The following is an 18,348-nucleotide window of genomic DNA, read 5'->3' as shown; positions in this document are numbered from 1 at the left end:
CGAGCGGGGGCGAAGCCGCTTCCGTTCGCGCTCGCGTTGCTCCAAGGAGCCGCGCGCGCTGCCCCTGGCGAGGGATGCCGTGAACACGGCGCCACGGGGCAGCATCCAAGTGTTCATCAACTGGAGGTCCCATGCGCGATTCTCGTACGCTGATCAGCATCGCCGCCGCATCGCTCCTGTCGCTCACGGCCGCGGCTGCGCTGGCCCAGGAGACGCCGCTTCTTTACCTCTCGAGCCCGCGCCCCCACAGCGTCATCTCGGGGAACGTGCCGCTCGACGTGAGGTGTTTCGCGACATCGACCCAGGCGTGCCAGCGCCTTTGCGTGGAGGTTCGAGGCCGGACGCAGACGGCGAGCGCTTGCATCGACCGCACCTCGAGCTCGCCTCCGGGGACGCTGATGCTCCTCACTCGCCCCTTCCCGGCGTTCGAATCGGGGGAAGAGCTCACCGTCACGCTCTCGGGCAATGCGGGCGCCGGCTCCGAGGCCACGGCGACCTTCGGGCCCCTCCTTATCGAGCGGAGCCCGAAGCTCGTCGCGGTGCATCGCGTCCAGGGCTCAATCCTCGACTTCGACGCTGCCCGTGTCCTGTTCCTGAATCAGTTCCAGTCGCTCGGCGTCCTCGACCGCGCCTCGCAGCAGGTGAGCTGGCTCGCGACGCTGCCGCAGGATCCGCCCGGGAGCACCCCCACCTACGGCGCGCTCACGCCGTCGGGCGCCGCCATCCAGTCAGGATACGGCCGCATCTTCACGTCGGTCGACGGCGTGTGGACCAGGATCACGACGGGCCGGCTGGACGCGGTGAACGGCGACTCGCTGGTGTGGGTCACGGAGGACGGGGGCAGGGCCTACGCGCACACGCTGTCGACGGGGCACAGCCGGGGCATCTGGAGCCGGACGGGCAGCGACTCGCCGTTCCAGTCCGACATCGCGGCCACCGGTGACATCTATTACGCAACGCACGAAGAGCCGTTCATCCGCCACCTGCTCGTGGGCACCCTCGGAGACCACCCGGGCAACCTGGAGCGGCCCATCACCGATGGGACGAACGTCGCTGGCCGGTGGTCGGACGGGAGCACGAGCTCGAGCTTCCTGTACACGGCGGATGGCGCAGAGGTCGCTCTCGGCGACTCGATCGCGGGCGATCCCGCGGGGTTGCTCCTGCACGCGGGGCACGCCGGGTTCCTGAGGAGCGACGGGGACGTGAACCAGGTGTGGCTGCGGACCCCGGACGGCGAGCTGCACCAGCTCAGCTCCTTCGCGACCTCGAGCCAGCTCGATCAGCAGAAGCTCCGTGTCGGCCACGACGGCATCAGCGATTCTGGCGAGGTGGTGTTCCTCAACGAGGGCAAGCGTTACATCGGCCGCCCGGGCGCCGCGCCCGAGGAGATCAGCAGCGCGCTCGGCCACGCGCGCTGGTTCGACGGGGGCTGGTATGTGACGCTCGGCAACACGCTGTTCCGGGTCGAGGCGGCCGGCGCCACAGCGCCGCCGGTCGCGGCGCTGCGAGCCGGCTCGAAGGGCCTGGAGGGCTACTACGAGGAGGTCGTCGTCCGGCCGATCGCCGACAACGCGCTGGAGGACGAGCCGGCGCTGCTGAGGCGCGACGAGTCCGACGCTTTGCCGGATCTGTCCGACCTCGAAGAGGCGAGCGATCTCGCCGGCGACGCGCCCGACGGTGCGCAGGCGGCGGCCGGGTGCAGCGCTGGCGGTTCGGCGGGCCCGGGCGGAGGCGCCGCTGCGTTCGCCGCGCTCGCGGGCCTCGCGCTCGCGCGGCGGCGCCGGCGGGCGTAGCCAGCCACGCGCGCGGAGCGCCGAAGACGCCGAGAAGGGCCTGTTCCGGAGCGGGTTACCGCGGCTCTCGCGACACGGTGTCGATCAGCCTGTCGAGGGACTGCCATCCTGGCATGCCGCCGCCCTGGCCAGGGCGGGTGAAAGCGCGGATCTCCTCCGCGCGTTCCGGGCACGGAACGTGAAGCGCGTGCTCGCATGGCCATCGAGACGATACCCATCGATCGCGAGGACCGCCTCGCCGGCGTCCTCCTTGGGACGGCGGTCGGCGACGCGCTCGGCCTGCCCAGAGAGGGCCTGTCGCGCCGCCGCGCCGCTCGCCTCTTCGGCGCGTCGCCGATCGAGCACCGCTTCGTGCTCGGCCGCGGGATGATCAGCGACGACGCCGAGCACGCGTGCATGACGGCCCAGGCGCTCCTGGCCGCGCCGGGGGACGCGGCGCGGTTCGCGCGCGCGCTCGCGTGGCAGCTCCGCGGCTGGCTCGCCTCGCTGCCGGCGGGCGTCGGTTACGCCACCTTGCGGGCGATCCTCAAGCTGTGGCTCGGGTTCTCTCCGGAGCGGAGCGGCGTCTTCTCCGCGGGCAACGGCGCCGCGATGCGCGCGCCGATCCTGGGCGCGGCCCTCGCGCTCACGCCGTCGCGCATCGAGGCCATGGTGCGCGCGTCCACGCGCCTCACGCACACCGATCCACGCGCCGAGGAGGGCGCGCGGATCATCGCGCTCGCGGCCGCGTATGCCGCGGTGCGCACGCCCGAGCAGGTGAGTCCGGCCGAGCTGCTCGCGCTGCTCCGCGAGCGCGTCGCGGACGAGGAGCTCCGCCGCAGGCTCGACCGCGCGGCGGAGCTGCTCGGCCGGCGCGCCTCGGCGGAGGACTTCGCCGCGGCGATAGGCCTCCATCAGGGCGTGAGCGGCTTCATCGTGGACACCGTTCCAGCGGCCCTGTTCTGCTGGCTCGCGCACCCGGGCGATTTCCGCCGCGCGGTGGAGGACGTGATCCTGCTCGGCGGCGACGCCGACAGCACGGGCGCGATCGTCGGCGGCCTCGCGGGCGCGACGCTGGGGGCGCGCGGGATCCCTGGAGCGTGGCTCGACGGGATCGCCGATTTTCCGCGGTCGGTCGCGTGGATGCGGCGGCTCGGCGCGCGCCTCGCGCGGGTGTTCCGGGGCGAACAAGGGGAGGGCGCCGCGGCGGGGGAGGAGCGAAGCGCCCTAGCGGAAGGGCCTCTCGGCCTCTTCTGGCCGGTATTGCCGTTGCGCAACCTGGTCTTCCTGGTGCTGGCGCTGGGCCACGGATTCCGGAGGATGCTGCCGCCTTACTGAGCTCCGAGCGCCCCTCCACGGGACCGCTCCCGAAGCCGTTCGCGCGCTGGCTCGATGGAGCGGGGCGTCAGCTCGACCGCGGTACGGCTCGATCGGAGCGGCCTTTGCGCGCCGCGCGTCCTCGGCCATGGCATGCTGCCTCTCCCGGGCCTCCCCATGCGCTTCGTTACGTACACCCCGCCTCCCCCACTCGGCCGCTTCGTCCGCCTGCTCTGGTACTACGCCGCCCCCGAGCTCCCCGACCTGCTCGAGCGCGTGCTCCCCAGCGGCGCCATGAGCCTCCTCATCAACCTCGTCGAGGACGAGCTGCGCTGGTACGACGGCGCTGCCGAGCACGGCGCTGCCGATGGCGGCGCCGCCCGCTGCCACCGCCTCTCCGGCATCGCCGTCTGCGGCGCCCACGCCGAGCACTTCGCGATCGACACGGCGGAGCAGCGCGCGATCGTGGGCGCGGAGCTCTCCCCGGGCGGCGCGGCCCCGTTCTTCGGCCCGGACGCCGCGGCGCTCGGCGGCGCCCACGTCTCGCTCGACGCGCTGTGGGGGCGCGAGGCCGCCCTCGTCCGCGAGCGCGTGCTCGAGGCGAAGACCCCCGAGGAAAGGCTCCGCGCGCTCGAGTCCGCCCTCGCGTCGCGGCTCCTCCGCCCGCGCGCGCCGCTCGAGCGCGATCCCTCGGTCGATTTCGCGCTCGCCGCGTTCGCGGACCCGTCCCGCGCGTGGACCGTGGCTGACGTGACAGGGCAGCTCGGGATGAGCTCGAAGCGGTTCATCCGGAGCTTCACCGAGCGGGTCGGCCTCACCCCGAAGCGTTATTGCCGTGTGCAGCGCTTCCAGCAGGCGGTCTCCGCGATCGAGCGCGGCGAGCGCGTCTCCTGGGCGGGCGTCGCAGCCGCGTGTGGCTATTACGACCAGGCGCACTTCATCCACGACTTCCGCGCGTTCGCCGGCCTCACGCCCACCGAGTACGTGACCAGGCGTCGCGAGCGGAACCATGTCCCGCTCGATGGCTGACCACCGGCGATGGCTGAGGCGGCGCTGGACGAGCCGGCTCGGCAGGCCGGCACGTTTTTACAATACCCGCTCCGGCCGCGTGGCCATCCTTCGCTCATGACCCAGAGACCGCACCCTATCGCCCCGCCCCCGTACCACGCCGTCGTGCCGCACGTCGTCGTTGCCGGCGCGCCCGACGCCATCTTGTTCTACAAGAAGGCGTTCGGCGCGACCGAGAAGCTGCGCCTCGCCGACCCGAAGCTCGGCGGCGCCATCGTCTGCGCCGAGCTCGTGATCGGCGACTCCGTCATCAGCATCGCCGACGAGGCCCCCCAGTGGAACGCGCGCGGCCCGAAGGCGCTCGGCGGCTCGCCGATCGTCCTCACGCTGAACGTCGAGGACCCCGACGCGGTCGCCGCGCGCGCCGTCGAGGCGGGGGCCAAGATCATCTACCCGATCGCGGACCAGTTCTACGGCCGGCGAGAGGGCAGGATCGAGGACCCGTTCGGGCACCAGTGGATCCTGTCGGCCGTCATCGAGGACGTCTCGGTCGATGAGATGCAGGTGCGCATGGCGAGGTGGTGGGAAGAGCAGGGCCCGAGCGGCGCCTGACCCGCGCCGCGACGGCCGCGCGCCGCCGGGCCGCCCCGCGGCCGGCGCGGGCGGCGGCGCGACAGCAGGCTCACCGGGCCCATCGCTTCCGGGCCCGGAGCGTGGACGCGGCGGCCCTCGCCGGCTCCGGCTCGTGCGGCAGATCGTGCGGCGTGGCGCCGCACGTCACGCAGGCCTCCAGCCTCGTGGATCTCGGCGCGTGCGACGACTCCGGCGCCATGCCGGCGTCGGGCCAGCCGCACGACACGAGCTCGCTCCCGGCGTCCGTCGGCGTGAGCGAGTCCGCCATCGAGTGGACCGAGCGCTTCATCTCGGTGAGGCGCGCCAGCTGAAGGACGAGCGCCGTGAGCCGGGCCGGATTGAACGGCTTGAGCAGGACGTGGTGATACACGGCCTCCTTCGAGCGCGTGTACTCCTCGGCGCCGGTGATGAGGAGACAGCTCGTGTACACGGGCATGTTCGCCACCCTCCGGAGCAGCTCGTCCCCTTTCATCCCAGGCATCACCACGTCGGAGCAGACCAGGTGAAACTCCCTGGTCTCGAGCAATACGAGCGCCTGCTCCGCCGACGTACATTCCACGACGTCGACGTCCCCGGAGAGGACCGCGGAAATGGACCTCAGCGCCCTTTCGTCGTCGTCGACGACGAGGACGCAATACTTTCGTCGGGAAGACGAGATCGTGGCGTCCCTGTGCTGACCCTGCGAAGAGGTGCGATGGGCTCTTACGATCGATGACACAGTGCTGCCTCCCTGCGACGATCGCGGGCCCGCATCTCCTGCCGCTGTGCTGCGGAAGTGCGCGAGCGCGCTTGCGTGGTGTCGATGGCCTGCACGGCGGCACCCCCCGGCGCCGACGGCCTCTTCTATCGAGGTGTACACGACGATGTTTGTTCGAGTCAACCGCGCAACATGCTCTCTCGACAGACCAGCACGAAGATCTCGAGTTCCGTTCGACCTGCTTGGACGGTGTCGTGGAGGCACTCGGGACGTGGAAGATGCAACGCGAACGGCCCAGTTCAGCGCGGCTGCGGGCGCCCGCTTCGGGTCACGGTCGCGATGCACGCCGGAAACAAATGCAACTTGTTCGAATCTTCACATGGCTATTGTGTGAGCTGCGGTACTCGCGGTGCCCTTCTTCTCTTCTTCGCACGGTTTCGCGCGGCTGGCACTTACGGGCTGATCGGGACTTCCCTGTTTCTGTCGGGACTTCCCCCTGTCCCAGGTGCCCTGTTCGTGGGGAGCTGGCGTTTTCGTGCTCTGCAGCTTGCGTCAGCTCGTGCGATCGCCCGCGTCGAGCCGTGGGGCGAACTGCGGTAGCGAAGGGCAGGTGCCTCGATCACTCCTGTTGAGTCCGCCAAGCGACGGCTCGTGAAACGGCTCGTGATCGAGGCGGACGGGGGCTGCGGCGATTACCGCTGTGCTGCTGGCGCCCTCTCCGCTCGTTGGCCCAGGTGAGCGCCGACTACGACGCTTTCTTCCGCGTCGTCCATGCGCGGCCACGAACACCGAGGCGCGCGGCTCCGGGACGCGCGGCTCTTCGCGCCTTGCGGCCATCGCCGGCGAGATCGTCCCCGCGAGGACGACGCGCGTCGCGGTCGAGCGTTCCCCCGCTGGCGCGCCCTGCCGCCGGCGCCGATCGCCCGCGTGACTGGCGGCGCGGCGCTCGGAGGCCCAGCCTCCACGGGATCTCGCGTCGACGGCCGGCGCTCTCCGTCGCGCCGCCGCGGCCGCGCCGCGATCCCGCCACGCAGCCCGATCCCGTGCGCGCTCTCGAGCACCTCTCGCCCGCGTGAGGGTAGACTCGGCGCAATGTTCTGGTTCGATGCCGTCCTGCTCGGGGTCCTCGAGGGCCTGACCGAGTTCCTTCCCGTCTCGTCCACCGGTCATCTCATCCTGCTCGGCGCGTGGCTCGGTCACCAGAGCGAGGCGGCGAAGACGCTCGATATCGTGATCCAGCTCGGCGCGGTGCTCGCCGTCGTCGTCTATTTCCGCGAGCGCCTCTCGACCACCGTGCGCGGCATGGTCCGGCGGGATCCGGACAGCCTCCGCCTCGCGCTCGCCCTCGCGTTCGCGTTTCTCCCCGCCGCCGTGGTCGGCCTGCTCTTCCACAAGGCCATCAAGGCGCATCTGTTCGGCCCGGGGCCCGTCGCGGCGGCGCTCATCGTCGGCGGCTTCCTGATGATCGGCGTCGAGTCGGTCCGCCGCCGCCGGCCGGATCAGGGCGCCCCGCGCGTCGAGGACGTCACGCTCCAGCGCGCGCTCGCGATCGGCTTCGCGCAGTGCTTCTCGCTCTGGCCCGGCGCGTCGCGCTCGATGACCACCATCGTCGGCGGGCAGCTCTCCGGCCTCAGCACCGCCGCGGCCGCCGAGTTCTCGTTCCTCCTCGCCATCCCCACGCTCGGCGCCGCGACGGTCTTCGATCTCGTCAAGAACGGCCGCGCCTTGCTCGACGCCCCCGGCGGGATCGTGGCGCTCGTGGTCGGGCTCGCCGTCTCGTTCGCCGTCGCCCTGCTCGTGATCGCGGTCTTCCTGCGTTACCTGAAGCGTTATGGCCTCGCGCCGTTCGGCTGGTATCGCGTCGCGCTCGGCGCCCTCGTCCTCTGGCTCTGGGTCGCCAGCCGCTCCGCCCCCGCCGAGGCCGGCGCCGCCGCGGCCTCACCCGCGCCGCGGGGGGACGTCGCGGCCGCAGCGGACGGCCTCGCCCGTACCGGCGATCACCCGAGCCGCCCGTAAGCGTACAGCCAGCGGGCCGTCGTCTCGCCCCGGTTGCAGACGGTGTGCACCACGCCGGCGCGGATCTCGATCTCCTCGCCGATGCGGGGCACGATCGTCTTGCCCGCGAGCGTGAGCTCGAGCTCGCCTTCGAGGACCATCAGGAGCTCGTCCTCGTCGTGAACGTAATCCCTCCACATGCGGCCGGGCGGATCGGTCCACAGCCCGCCGTGGAAGCCGCGCGCGCGCCAGCGCTTCAGCACCTCGTCGCGAGTCGCCGTATCCACCGCGCCATCTTGCCCAAGGAGGCGCAGGACATCTTCCACGTCAGCGCCGGAGCGGCAGGGCGCAAGCCAAGGCTCGCCCGCCCTGCCGACGCCGGCGCCACGACGGTCGGGCCCGCGCCGAAGGGAGAGCCCGCGGCGAGCGGCGGACGGCGATGATGGCGCGGCGAGGCGAGCAGGAGGCCGCGTGGAGCTGGCGCGCCCGCGCGAGGCGCGCGGTGGGCGGTGGGCGGTGGGCGGTGGGCGGTGGGCGGTGGCAACCGTGGTGGCCTCGACCACGGACGGCCCGCTTGCGAACGACGGCGCATCGGGCTAGGATGCTTCTCCTCACGAACGTCCCTGGCCCTCGATACGACGCTTTCCTGTTTCCCTCTCGTGAGGGAGCCTGCAGCTCGCTCGGACGACTGGACGACGCACCGTGTGACCGCGCGGGGGTTCCGCGCGGCACGTCTCCGTTCGATCCGTTACGGCTTCGTCGGATGGCAGGCCGAGAGCGCCTCAGCGGCGCACCAGAAAGCCGTAAAAAAAGCAGGATGGCATGGGAAATCGTCTCTACGTTGGAAACCTTTCGTTCAGCACCACCCGCGAGACCCTCGAGTCCGCGTTCGCCGCAGCCGGCGAGGTCCGTGAGGTCGCGATGCCGACCGACCGCGAGACGGGGCAGCCTCGCGGCTTCGCGTTCGTGACCATGGGCTCGGCCCAGGCCGCGAACAGCGCGATCTCGCAGCTGAACGGCGCGGTCCTTGATGGCCGCGCGCTCAAGGTCAACGAAGCGCAGGAGCGCCCGGCGCGCGGCTTCGGCGGTGGTGGCGGCGGTGGCGGCTTCGGCGGCGGCGGCGGTGGTGGCTTCGGCGGCGGCGGTGGCGGCTTCGGCGGCGGCGGTGGTGGCCGCGGCGGTCGCGGTGGCTCCGGCGGCCGCGGCGGCCGGGGCGACCGGTACTGATCGCGGGCGAGGCGCGGCGCCGATCGTGCGCCGCGCCTGCGCCTTCTCAGGACGCACCGCGAGGTGCTGAAGAACGCGCCGTCCGGAGGCGCTGAAAGGCCTGGCTCCATATGCAGCAGAAACAGGCAGCAATGAAGCGGCAAAAAGAACGCGCCCGGCAGGAAAGGCAGCGCGAGAAAGACGCGAACCGTCTCGCGCGCCGCAAGGAAAAGGGCCTCGGTGATGGCGGGTCACCGGGGGAGGATCCGGACATCGCAGGGATCGTCCCGGGGCCACAGCCTCCCATCACCGAGTGAAGCGCGGAGCGCGCGCCGAGGCGCGGACAGCGCCCCGGCCGCCCCTCGCGGACAGCGCCCCGGCCGCCCCTCGCGGCGTACGCCGTCCCGGGCGATAAGCGCCCGCCCTACGCCTCGGGGCCACGGTACGTGGCCGTGGCGACGTAGCGGAGGACCCGGGAGCAGCACTCGCCACCACAGCTCCCTCGACAGGCGCATTCCCCCTCGAACCGCGCCGTGCGCGAAGCGAGGCCGCTCAGGATTTCCTGCGTCACGTCGTAGCCGCCGTTGTCACACGAAGAGTACGAGCACGGCATTTCGAACAGCGCATGCGCATGCTCGACAACGACGCGGCGGATGTACTGCGTCTCATTCATGGCCGAATTGGGCCGGGTCTCGCGAATTTCCAGGTTCAAGCTCGTAAGCTGCGGCACCTTCTGAAGGAGCTTGCCGGCCGCCTGCTCCCGCTTCTCGCGGAGCAGCATGCGCTCTTCCCGCTCGATATTCCGGCGACGATTCGCTGAATACATCGATCACCTCTGTCCTGCCGGGCAGGAATATATCAATCCCCCTGGCCCCTGTTCAGTATAGCGCAGGCGACCGGTCGGCGCATGCACAATCTGGGCTCTCCACGCTGTCGGCGCGCTGCATTCGCGGCCTCATCCACGGCGAAAGAGCGTGACGGAAGACCGCCCGGATCAGGATCTGGCAATCCGGGAGCTCGTCGAGCGAGCGGGAGGGTACGCGCACGACCAGCGCATGCGCACGAGCGCATGCGCACGACTGGAGAGAGGACCTTCGTGAGAGGCAATGAGCACCTGCCGTCGTATCTCCGGGCGAGCGGTTCCATCGCCGCAAAGAGGCCTTAGGTTGCTCCCGATATGCACGAAGAAGCCCTGCGCGACCCGCCGCGATCGCCTTCAGAGGAGGCTCCGCACCAGCAGGAGCAGCGGCTCGCGCGCGCCGCGGCGCTCGCGGCGTGCGCGCCTGTGCCCGCCCGCATCGGCAACGCCCTCGCCGGGACCGCCGGGTGGACGGACCCGACCCTGGTGAAGAGCCATCGATTCTACCCGAAGGGCGTGTCGAGCCCGGCACAACGGCTGAAGTTCTACGCGTCCCAGTTCCCCGTGGTCGAGGTCAACTCGAGCTATTACGCCCTCCCGGGTCCGGGGATGGTGGCGCAGTGGGTCGAGCGGACTCCGCCTGATTTCGTGTTCAACATGAAGGCGTTCGCGCCGCTCACCCAGCACCCCGTGGAGCCCGTCCGCCTCCCCCCGGACGTCCAGGGCGCGCTGCCAGCCTCGCTCTTCGATAGGCGGCGCCTCTACCCGACAGACCTGCCGGCCGAGGTCAGAGACGCGCTCTGGGAGCGCTTCCGGCTGGCGCTCGATCCGCTGCGCCAGGCGGGCAAGCTGGGGTATGTGCTCTTCCAGTTCCCTCCGTGGTTCACGGCGACGCGCGGCAACGTGCGTGTCATCGAGGATTGCCGGAGGCGCATGGACGGGCTCCCGTTCGCCGTCGAGCTCCGGCACGGGTCATGGGGCATGCCTGGACGCATCGAGCGCGTCGCGGACCTCCTCCGAGATCTCGGCGCATTCTACGTCATCGTCGATGAGCCGCAGGGCAAGGACAACAGCATGCCTCCCACCGCCCTCGTCGCCGATCCTCGCCTCGCCGTGGTGCGCTTCCACGGCCGGCGCGAGGAGACCTGGGACGCGCCCGTCGGCGTGAACGAGAAGTTCAGGTACATCTACGACCCCGTGGAGCTCGCTCCCTGGGCGGAGACCGTCGCTCGGCTCTCCCAGGAGGCAGAGCAGGTGCACGCGATCTTCAACAACTGCGTGTCCGACCATGCCGTGGTTGGCGCCAGGGGGCTCATGGCCCTCCTCGCCCGCAGGGCCGCCGCGCTGGCCGACGAGACCGCCCCGGTCCCGGCAGGCTCGGCCGTCCACTGAGCCTCGCGGTCGCTGCGTCCCTGTCGCGGGCGCTGCCTCCGTGTGCCGCTGCGGCCTCCGTGTACCGCCATGGACACCGCATCTCTGGCGGGCGCACGCCGGCCGCAAGGCGCTGCCTGCGGCCCGTCACGGCGCCGCGGCGGCCAGCGAAACACGGTAGTCTCAGCCCTGATGATGCAGTCCAGAGCGGCGGGCGCTCCCCGCCTCGCAGCGCCACCGCGCAGGTCGCGGCGCGCGGCCGCGCTCCTCGCTGCGCTCGCGCTCGCCCGCTGCGGCGGCGCGCCGCCCCGATCTGCGCCGCAAGAGCGCGGAGCGCCCGCGGCGGTGCGCCCCCCGCCGCCCGCGCCCGTGCCTACCCGCTGGGTCGACGCGAGCGGCGCGACCGCGATCGGGCCCCGGGTCGCCGGCGGCACGCTCGCGCTCGTCGGCGGCCAGCGCGTCCTCGTCGGCGCCGACGGCGCGGCACGGCCGGAGACCGCGGCGTGCCCCGAGCCCCTGATCGAGCTCGTGCTGGTTCCGTCCGCAACCGGCCCGCGGCTCGTCGGGCGCGGAGTCCACGGTGTCTACCGGTTCGATGACCCGCTCGGCGCGCCCGCGGTCCTCGCCCGGTCCGAGACGGACCTCCAGCGCATCGGCGGCGGGCCCGCCGTCGTCGCGGTCTGGGACGCCATCGCCGACTCCCCGATCTTCCTCGACATCGAGACGGGACAGCCGCGCACGCTGCCGGGCTTGCCCGCCCTGCCGCTGCGCGCCCTCGCATTTCGCGACGCGCGGCACGGCGCCGGGCTCTTCGAGGCGGCAGGGCTCGCGGTCACGACCGACGGCGGCGCGTCGTGGCGCCCCGTCGCGCCGTCGCCGGGCGGGGACGGAGAGGACGGCGACGCCGCCGCGCTGCTCCGCGTCGCCGACGTCCGTCTGCGCGACGGCGCGCTGCTCGCCGTGACGCAGGGCAGGGCCTCGTCGTCCGGGCAGCGCGAGGCGCGGATCCTGGTCGCCGAGGCGCGGCTCGGGCCCGCGCCCGCCGACGATGCGCCCGAGCCCGGCCCAGGCGCGCCCCTGCTCCGCTGGATCCGCGCGACGGGGCGCCACCCGCTCGAGGCAGCGATCGCTAGCGGCGCGGTGTGGACGTCTGCCGCGATCACGGCGAGCCACGGCGTCCTCGCCCGCGTGGATCTCGCCACCGGCGCGCTCCACGAGGTCGCCCCCTTCGGCCGCGGCGACTGGCTGAACGTCTGCGGCGTCGGCCGCGCGGGGCGAGCGGCGTGGGTGGCCTGCGCGCTCGGCGAGGGCGGGCCGGACGGCCGCCACGATCCGTTCGGCGTGCTCCAGGTCAAGCCCGACCGCCCTTTCGGCAGCGAGCCCCCCGTCCTCGTGCGGAGCGGCGAGGCCGAGCTCCGCGTGTCCCCGAGCGGCGGCGCCCTGCTGCTCGCGCCGTGCGACGCGGATGACGAGGGCAGCGTGTGCGTGCGACAGCCGAGCGGCCGGTGGAGCACGGTCCGCCCGGGCACGGACGTCCGCTGGCGCGGCGCCGGCGCGCTCGCCGACGGCCGGATCGCGATCCTGCGCGGGCTCTGGGACAGCGACGTCGCGCCCCGCGACGAGCCCGCGCCGCGCGGCGACGGCCGCGAGGGCGCCTCGCCCGGCGCCCATGTCGCGGTGATCGACGCCGGCGGCAGGGAGGCTCCGCTGCTCCCGCTCGGCTGGCTGCGCGGCGGGGGCGACGACGTCAACGTGGTCAGCCCGATCGAGGAGGGGCAGGACGGCGCGCTGTCGTTCGTGGTGGCCGACGAGGCCGGAGAGCTCACCGCCGTCGTCCTTTCCCCCGGCGGCGAGGCCTCGCGGGCTCGCCTCGCCGGGGCCGCGCACGCCGTGGTCCACGCCGGCCGCGGGATCGCCGTCGGGGAAGGGAAGGTGCTCGCGTCGGATGACGCCGGCCGCACGTGGTCGCCCATCGAGATCCCACCCCAGGCCGCGGCGGAGATCGCCCGGAGTGGCGACCTGCTCGCCGAGCCCGGGATGCTGGCCGTGAACGAGGCCGGCCTGAGGATCTCGACCCACCTCCGCGTCGGCTGGGGGCCGCCGCTGCCCGCGCAGGGAGCGCCGCTCCGCGGTCCTGCGCTCGGGGCCGCGCCGCTCCTGCCGCTCCGCTCGCCGCCGTCCCCGGCGCTGCCGGAGCGCGCGCTCGCCTGCACGACACAGCCGGGGCCGCCGCTCTCGCCGGCGGGCCTGCCGCCGCCGCGCAGCACCCAGGAGGCGCTCGCGCTGCTCGCCCGCGACGTGAAGCCCGGACCGGACGGCCAGCGGCGCGTCTCGTCGGTGAGCGACAGGCGCTGGGGCCAGCTCTCCACCGTCGCCGCGCTCGAGGTGCGCTCGCCCGACGGCGCTGCTGCCAGAGGCGCCGGCGCCGATCTCCAGGCGCGCGGCGCCTCCGCTGCGCCGCGGGCGACGTGGACGCTGCGCTGGCTCGACCCGACCGAGCTCCAGGCCAGGGTCCGCTCGTGGACGGGCCCGGCGCCCGAGGGCGTCGGCCGGGACGCGATCCTCGCCCGGTTCGCGGCGTCCGGGGGCCGGATCCTGTTCGGGGTGCGCGCCTCGGGCCGCGACGTGCTGATCCAGGTGAGGCCGGGCCGCGGCGCCGAGGTCGCCGAGGTGCCGCTGGAGCTGATGCCCGAGGCGGAGGTCGCCTTCAGCGAGACGCCGGATGGCCCCGTCGCGTGGCTCCGCGGGGCGTCGCTCGTCGCGTGGTCCTCCGGCGAGGCCCCGCGGCCGATCGCCTCGCTCGCGAACCTCGGCGAGCCCGCGCTTGGGCAGCCGACGAGCGCCGGCGTGCCGCTCTTGCTCAGCTTCCACGGCCTGACGCTCGGCCGGACGGTGCCGATCCCGCCTGCCGCGACGACGGCGCAAGGTGCGACCGCGAAGGCCCCGCCGCTCCTGCCGCTCGACGGCTGGGAGATCGTCCCGAATGTCCGCACCGAGCTCACCCGCATGCCGGCGTGCGCCGCGCGCCCGCCCGGCGCGCGCTTCCTGCTCGATCGGGCGAGCGCGTTCGCGACGGTCGATGGCCGCCGCGCGCCCGCGAGCACGGCTGTCTATGACGTCCGTGTGTCAGGTCGTGACGTTTGCGTGGCGAAGATCGCCGCGCTGATGGATCTGGAGCGGCGGACCGACGGCCAGCTCAGCGCGGGCCCGCTCGCGTTCGTTCGCGCCGATCTCGCGGCCCGGCGCGCCGAAGGCGGCGATCGCGGGATCGGTCAAGGCGCCGGGAAATTCGGCGGAACGGAGGGCACGGCAGCGGCCAGAGCAGCGGCGAGATCCGCGCGCCGCCTCGCGTGCTCGCTGCCCGTCCGGCCTTGAGTTTGCCCTTCTCGCGGGGAGCTTCGCGCTCGACGGCCTACCCCCCGCGCGGGTATATGTTCGCGCCCTATGTCCTCTCCGGAGAATCCTCGTTCCTCGCACCGCCAGCTCGGCGACGGCGTCGAAGACCAGCTCGTCCCGCTCGCCGCGCTCGACCCGCTGAAGATTGACTCGTTCGACGATCTGCTCCGCGCGATGAGCAGGACCGCGTTCAGCGGCCGCGCGCTCGGCGAGGCGTGCGACGTGCTCGAGGCGATGGTGCGCGACGAGGACTGCCTCGTCGTGGCGACGTTCTCCGGCGCGATGACGGTCGCCAAGATGGGCGTCGTCATCGTCCGGATGATCGAGGCCGGCATGATCGACTGCATCATCAGCACGGGGGCGCTCATGGCGCACGGGCTGAGCGAGGCGGTCGGCCTGACCCATTACAAGGCGAACCCGGGCATCTCCGACGAGACGTACTTCGAGAAGGGGTACAACCGCGTCTACGACACGCTCGAGATGGAGAAGAACCTCAACGCGATCGAGGTCTTCGTCCGGAAGGAGCTCGACAAGCTGGACCCCGGCTCTCCCTGGTCGAGCGAGATCATCTGCCGCCAGCTCGGCAAGGCGCTGGCGGAGATGGGCGACTCGCCGGGCGTGCTCCGGAGCGCGTACCTCCGCGACGTGCCCGTCTATGTGCCGGCCTTCACCGACAGCGAGATGGGCCTCGACGTGGCGACGTGGATGCTGCGCAAGGTGAAGGCGCAGCACGGCGACAAGCCGGGCTTCGACGTGTGGCGCGAGGCCGTGCCGCCGCCGTACAATCCGTTCCTCGATCTGCTGAGCTACGCCCGCCTGGTCCGCAAGAAGAAGCGCCTCGGCATCTTCACCATCGGCGGCGGCGTGCCGCGCAACTGGGCCCAGCAGGTCGCGCCGTTCTACGACATCGTCGGCGATCGCCTGGACATCGAGGTCGATCACCCGCGGTTCCAGTACGGCGTCCGCATCTGCCCCGAGCCTGTCCACTGGGGCGGCCTGTCCGGCTGCACGTACTCCGAGGGCGTGAGCTGGGGCAAGTTCACCCCGCCGCAGGAGGGCGGGCGCTTCGCCGAGGTGTACGCGGACGCCACGGTCGCGTGGCCGCTCCTTGTGCGCGCGTTGCTCGAGCGGCTCGGCAAGATGCCGAAATGAAATAGAGTAGGGGGAGGAGGTCACCGTGCTCGCCCCCAAGCGCCGCCCGCCGCGCACCCACTGGGTGCTCCTCTCCCTGGTCGCCGTCGGCGGCGCGCTCGTTTCCGCTGGCTGCCCCTCGCCCGAGGAGCGCGCCTGCGACCGCATCTGCGACTGCTCCGGCTGCAGCGAGGCGAGGTACCTCGAGTGCGTCGACAAGGCGGAGACCGCGCGGGCGGCCGCGGTGAAGGCGAGCTGCACCGGCTCCTTCGACGACTACGTGACCTGCGTCGAGGAGGAGCTCGAATGCAAGGACGAGAAGTACCTGTTCGACGGCTGCGACAGCCAGCGAGATAGCCTCCGTGGCTGCGGCATCTCCATCTTCCGCACCGTCTGCGAGGACGCCAACGACGTCTTCATGGCGTGCGGGCTGGGATTCCCGTTCTCGACCAACCCCGACGACTGCGTCGGGTCGATCGTGTGCAACGCCCGCTGCATCATCGGCATGTCCTGCAATGGGCTGAACGGGATCGATTTCGAGGAGTCGCAGCGCTTCAACGAGTGCACGAGCGCCTGCTTCAACAAGCCCCAGGGCCCTGAGGGAAGTCTCCCGTCGCCTGACCCCGCTAGGGGCCCGCGATGAAGCTGTCCTGGTAGCCCGGGTCCTCGACCGCGAGCGCGGCCGCGGTGGCCGAGAGCGGGCGGATCGTGTCGAGCATGACCGCGAGCTCGCTCGTCTCGCGGGCCCCGAGGCTCGCCTCGTACGCGCCTGGGTGCGGCCCGTGCGGGACGCCGGCCGGATGGTGCGAGATGCTGCCGGGGCCGACGCCGCGGCGCGAGGTGAAGTTGCCGCGGCAATAGAACAGAAACTCGTCGCAATCGACCGACGCGTGGGGGTACGGGCAGGGGATCGCCTCCGGGTGGAAGTCGGTCGGGCGCGGCACGAAGCTGCAGACGAGGGCGCCGCGCGCGGCGAACGTCCCGTGCCAGTCCGGAGGCAGGTGCACGAGCCCGACGCGCGCCTGGAAGCGCTGGATCGGGAACGCGAACGGGTACACCGCCCCGTCCCAGCCGACGACGTCGAGCGGCGAGCGCTCGAGGGCGAAGCCGTGGAAGGCGCCGCCGCGCTTCACGACGAGCGCGCGGACGCCCTCGTCGAGGGGGCCGGCGAACGTGGGCCGCCGGAAATCACGGTGCGAGTACGGCGCGTCCATCCGCAGCTGGCCGACCTCGTTGCGCCACTTGCGCGGGAGGTGGATGTCCGCGGCCTCGATCGAGAGCCACCGCTGGGGCGCGGCGTCCGGGAGGAAGCGGTAGAAGAGCCCCTTCGGGATGACGACGTAGTCGTCCTGCTCGAAGCGGAGATCGCCGAGCATCGTGCGCAGGACGCCGCCCCCGTGGAAGATGAAGAACAGCTCGTCGGCGTCCGCGTTCGCGAAGTACACCGGATCGGCCGCGTCCGGCTGGACGAGCCCGATCACCACGTCGTCGTTGAAGAGCACCGGCACGCGGCAGTCGACGGCGGGCCCGCCCCGCCGCGGCAGATCCTGCGACCGGTAGTGCCGCTTCGCCAGCGGGCGCGCCGGCGCGGCGACCGGCAGCGTGAAGCCATGCGCGGCCTCCGCGACCCGGTGCTCGTGCGGCCGGCGCTCGTGGTAGGCGATCGTGTAGGGGCCGTCGAAGCCAGCCCGCGTCAGGCACTCCTCGTAGCGGAGATCCCCCGCCTCGCTCCGCAGGGCGATGTGGTGCTTGGGCGGGACGATCCCGGCGACGACGCGATCGAGCATCAGCCGTGCCCCCCTGCCTTCTGCTGCCGCTCGATGCTCTCGAACAGCGCCCGGAAATTGCCGGCGCCGAAGCCGCGATCCCCCTTGCGCTGGATGAGCTCGAAGAAGAACGGCCCGGCGTCGGGATCGCGGTGCGTGCCCGACGACTCCTTGAGGAAGATCTGGAGGAGGTACGACCTCGCGCCGTCGCCGTCGACGAGCACCTCGAGCTCGCGCAGCGCCGCCGCGTCCTCGTCGATCTGCCCGATGCCGAGCCGCTGCAGGCGCTCGGGCAGCATGTCGTAATAGGCGGCCGGGGTCGGCATGAACTCCACGCCCCGGCCGCGCATCGCGCGCACCGCGGCGAGGATGTCCTCCACGGCGAGCGCCACGTGCTGCACGCCGTCGCCGCGGTGCTCCTCGTTGAAGACGTTGATCTGCGAGCTCTTGAAGTGCGGCCGGTAGGGCTCGTTGTTCGCGAACTTCACGCCCGAGGCCGGGTCCCACATCACGGCCGAGCGCAGGCCCGAGCCGTGAGTGGCGTCCTTCGCGACGTCGTTCGTGTGGAACGCGATCTGCCAGAACGGCTCGAGCCCGAGCACGTGCTCCATCCAGAGCAGGGCGGGCGCCATCGTCTGGAAGTTCGAGGTGATGTGATCGAACCGGGCGATCCCGAAGCGGTTCTCACCGCCACGCGGCGCGTCGTAGGCCACGCAGCCGGGGAACAGCGCCCGGTAGCCGCGCCGCTCCACGAAGCGAAAGGTGGTGTCGCCGAACGGCGTCGTGATCGAGAACGACGCGAACGCGCCGCCCTCGTCCGTCGCCCGGTGGATCTCGTCGATCGGCGTGCCCCCGCGGCCGTCGAGCAGCCGGAAGGCGCGGTCGATGTCCTCCACCTCGAAGATGACCGTGCCCACCCCGTCGGGGTGCTTGCGCAGGTAGCGCCACGCGCGCCCGCCCTCGCCGATCGGCTGCGAGCAGACGACGACGCACTCGCCGGCCTGGAAGACGACCGACTGCTGCGCTGCCGCCGCGGTGAGCTCCGGCGAGCTCGCGGCGATCTCCTGGAAATCGAGCTTCTCCGTGTAGAACCTGCGGCTCCGCTCCAGGTCGCGCACGTAGTAGTGCAGCGCCTCCACGCGCTTGATGCCGATCGACTCCACCTTGGCCATCCGGGTCCTCCGTCGCGAGGGGTAA

General features: G+C 72.3%; 16 protein-coding genes. 11 read left to right on the top strand and 5 right to left on the bottom strand.

What is annotated here, in order from left to right; all coding sequences use genetic code 11:
* Positions 1–131 precede the first annotated feature (131 nt).
* From WME73_RS33285 to WME73_RS33270, 4 genes are all read left to right on the top strand, one after another.
* The gene (locus tag WME73_RS33285; RefSeq protein ID WP_437912126.1) at positions 132–1,793 is read left to right on the top strand and encodes an MYXO-CTERM sorting domain-containing protein; all 1,662 of its coding nucleotides are present in this window, start codon (positions 132–134) and stop codon (positions 1,791–1,793) included.
* A gap of 195 nt (positions 1,794–1,988) precedes the next feature.
* Positions 1,989–3,110 (top strand): ADP-ribosylglycohydrolase family protein, encoded by a 1,122-nt coding sequence (locus tag WME73_RS33280; RefSeq protein WP_437912125.1) that lies wholly within the window; start codon positions 1,989–1,991, stop codon positions 3,108–3,110.
* A gap of 156 nt (positions 3,111–3,266) precedes the next feature.
* The gene (locus WME73_RS33275; protein WP_437912124.1) at positions 3,267–4,118 is read left to right on the top strand and encodes a helix-turn-helix domain-containing protein; all 852 of its coding nucleotides are present in this window, start codon (positions 3,267–3,269) and stop codon (positions 4,116–4,118) included.
* Between the two features lie 96 nt (positions 4,119–4,214).
* Positions 4,215–4,709 carry a VOC family protein gene (locus WME73_RS33270; protein WP_437912123.1) on the top strand — a complete coding sequence of 165 codons (495 nt, stop codon included), beginning with the start codon at positions 4,215–4,217 and terminating at the stop codon, positions 4,707–4,709.
* 70 nt (positions 4,710–4,779) lie between these two features.
* Here the strand turns inward: WME73_RS33270 and WME73_RS33265 are convergent, their stop codons facing one another.
* Positions 4,780–5,322, bottom strand: coding sequence for a response regulator (locus WME73_RS33265; protein ID WP_437748054.1), 543 nt, complete (start codon positions 5,320–5,322; stop codon positions 4,780–4,782).
* 1,197 nt (positions 5,323–6,519) lie between these two features.
* Here WME73_RS33265 and WME73_RS33260 point away from each other — a divergent pair.
* On the top strand, positions 6,520–7,443 hold the full coding sequence (locus tag WME73_RS33260; protein WP_437740371.1) for an undecaprenyl-diphosphate phosphatase: 924 nt from the start codon (positions 6,520–6,522) through the stop codon (positions 7,441–7,443).
* Here WME73_RS33260 and WME73_RS33255 read toward each other — a convergent pair.
* Complete coding sequence (locus WME73_RS33255) at positions 7,425–7,709, bottom strand: cupin domain-containing protein (RefSeq protein ID WP_437912122.1); 285 nt, start codon at positions 7,707–7,709, stop codon at positions 7,425–7,427. The genes WME73_RS33260 and WME73_RS33255 overlap by 19 nt on opposite strands.
* Before the next feature lie 535 nt (positions 7,710–8,244).
* Here WME73_RS33255 and WME73_RS33250 point away from each other — a divergent pair.
* Together WME73_RS33250 and WME73_RS33245 are read left to right on the top strand one after the other, a co-directional pair.
* Positions 8,245–8,649, top strand: coding sequence for an RNA recognition motif domain-containing protein (locus WME73_RS33250; RefSeq protein WP_437912121.1), 405 nt, complete (start codon positions 8,245–8,247; stop codon positions 8,647–8,649).
* Positions 8,650–8,759: 110 nt separating this feature from the next.
* Complete coding sequence (locus WME73_RS33245; RefSeq protein WP_437740368.1) at positions 8,760–8,945, top strand: hypothetical protein; 186 nt, start codon at positions 8,760–8,762, stop codon at positions 8,943–8,945.
* A 107-nt stretch (positions 8,946–9,052) separates the two neighbouring features.
* Here the strand turns inward: WME73_RS33245 and WME73_RS33240 are convergent, their stop codons facing one another.
* Complete coding sequence (locus WME73_RS33240; protein WP_437740367.1) at positions 9,053–9,409, bottom strand: hypothetical protein; 357 nt, start codon at positions 9,407–9,409, stop codon at positions 9,053–9,055.
* A 396-nt stretch (positions 9,410–9,805) separates the two neighbouring features.
* Between WME73_RS33240 and WME73_RS33235 the strand changes: the two genes are divergently transcribed.
* The 4 genes from WME73_RS33235 (at position 9,806) to WME73_RS33220 (ending at position 16,028) form a co-directional block, all read left to right on the top strand.
* Positions 9,806–10,879, top strand: coding sequence for a DUF72 domain-containing protein (locus WME73_RS33235; RefSeq protein ID WP_437912120.1), 1,074 nt, complete (start codon positions 9,806–9,808; stop codon positions 10,877–10,879).
* 171 nt (positions 10,880–11,050) lie between these two features.
* Complete coding sequence (locus WME73_RS33230; protein ID WP_437912119.1) at positions 11,051–14,233, top strand: hypothetical protein; 3,183 nt, start codon at positions 11,051–11,053, stop codon at positions 14,231–14,233.
* A gap of 69 nt (positions 14,234–14,302) precedes the next feature.
* On the top strand, positions 14,303–15,406 hold the full coding sequence (locus WME73_RS33225) for a deoxyhypusine synthase family protein (RefSeq protein ID WP_437740364.1): 1,104 nt from the start codon (positions 14,303–14,305) through the stop codon (positions 15,404–15,406).
* A 25-nt stretch (positions 15,407–15,431) separates the two neighbouring features.
* On the top strand, positions 15,432–16,028 hold the full coding sequence (locus WME73_RS33220) for a hypothetical protein (protein WP_437912118.1): 597 nt from the start codon (positions 15,432–15,434) through the stop codon (positions 16,026–16,028).
* Here the strand turns inward: WME73_RS33220 and WME73_RS33215 are convergent.
* Together WME73_RS33215 and WME73_RS33210 are read right to left on the bottom strand one after the other, a co-directional pair.
* A complete protein-coding gene (locus tag WME73_RS33215) occupies positions 16,012–17,172 on the bottom strand; it encodes a homogentisate 1,2-dioxygenase (protein ID WP_437912117.1) in 1,161 nt (386 codons plus the stop codon). The genes WME73_RS33220 and WME73_RS33215 overlap by 17 nt on opposite strands.
* On the bottom strand, positions 17,172–18,323 hold the full coding sequence (locus WME73_RS33210; protein WP_437912116.1) for a 4-hydroxyphenylpyruvate dioxygenase family protein: 1,152 nt from the start codon (positions 18,321–18,323) through the stop codon (positions 17,172–17,174). Before WME73_RS33210 ends, WME73_RS33215 begins: the two co-directional genes overlap by 1 nt.
* Between the last annotated feature and the right edge of the window lie 25 nt (positions 18,324–18,348).

This window comes from Sorangium sp. So ce302, from assembly GCF_051530145.1.
GTDB classification, from domain to species: domain Bacteria; phylum Myxococcota_A; class Polyangia; order Polyangiales; family Polyangiaceae; genus Sorangium; species Sorangium cellulosum_B.
This window is presented reverse-complemented; position numbering and strand designations above follow the sequence as displayed.